The organism is Paraburkholderia sediminicola (assembly GCF_046027355.1).
GTDB lineage: Bacteria > Pseudomonadota > Gammaproteobacteria > Burkholderiales > Burkholderiaceae > Paraburkholderia > Paraburkholderia sediminicola_B.
Genome location: NZ_JAQQEK010000115.1, coordinates 1 through 1,203, shown reverse-complemented (window position 1 = coordinate 1,203; position 1,203 = coordinate 1). Strand labels below are relative to the sequence as shown.

Below are 1,203 nucleotides of genomic sequence, written 5' to 3'. Positions count from 1 at the left end.
ACGACACGGTCAACCCCTCCGTCGTCGCCAGCGCCGATCCCTCAACCCACTGACGCCATGTCAAACGCCAGGCGCCACTCGCTGATCGCAAATGACCATATCCCGCCGTTTCGAAATGCCGCGCCCGGATCCACATCGGTCGGACGCCACGCGAAAGATCACAGTCAGATTCGTGATAGGTGTCTGGAGCAGCACTGCGCCCGGCTTTCACTTTGACCGAAACCGCTTTGCTTCTGCAATATGACTAAGACACATTCCGTTGTCCACGCGGCGGGCCGTCCCGAACGCGAATTCATGTCCTATGACGTCGTGATCGTCGGCGGCGGCCCGGCTGGCCTGTCCGCGGCGATCCGCCTGAAGCAGCTGGCGGCGGAAAAAGGCGTCGAGCTTGGCGTGTGCGTGCTGGAAAAAGGCTCGGAGATCGGGGCTCATATCCTGTCGGGCGCGGTGATGGATCCGCGCGCGATCACCGAACTCATTCCCGACTGGAAGGAAAAAGGCGCGCCGCTGACGGTGGACGTGACCGAAGATAAATTCCTGTTCCTGACGGAAACCGGTTCGAAGAGCGTGCCGACCTGGGCGCTGCCGGATAACTTCAAGAATCACGGCAACTATGTGATCAGTCTCGCGAATGTCACGCGCTGGCTCGGTCAGCAGGCTGAGGCGCTCGGTGTCGAGATCTTTCCGGGCTTTCCGGCGGCGGAGATTCTCTACAACGATGACGGCTCGGTCAAAGGTGTCGCGACCGGCAACCTGGGCATCGGCAAGGACGGCGAGCCGACCGAGAACTTCCAGCTCGGCATGGAGCTGCACGCGAAGTACACGCTTTTCTGCGAAGGCGCGCGTGGGCACCTGGGCCGTCAGCTGAACGACAAATTCAAGCTGCGCGAAGGCGCCGATCCGCAGGTCTACGGGATCGGCATCAAGGAACTGTGGGAGATCGATCCTTCGAAGCACAAGCCGGGTCTGGTAATGCATACCGCCGGCTGGCCGCTGGAAAACGATACGTACGGCGGCTCGTTCCTCTATCACATGGATAACAACCAGGTGGTGGTGGGCTTCGTGGTCGGTCTCGGCTACACGAACCCGTATCTGTCGCCGTTCGAGGAATTCCAGCGTTACAAGACGCATCCGGCGATCCGTGCTGTGCTCGAAGGCGGCAAGCGTGTGTCGTACGGCGCGCGGGCGATCACGGCGGGTGGT

General features: G+C 61.3%; 1 protein-coding gene. It reads left to right on the top strand.

Features of this window, described 5'->3' with window-relative positions:
- Window positions 1–240: 240 nt before the first annotated feature.
- Window positions 241–1,203: NAD(P)/FAD-dependent oxidoreductase (locus tag PQR42_RS45515; RefSeq protein WP_408496093.1), on the top strand; the 963-nt coding region annotated here is incomplete at its 3' end.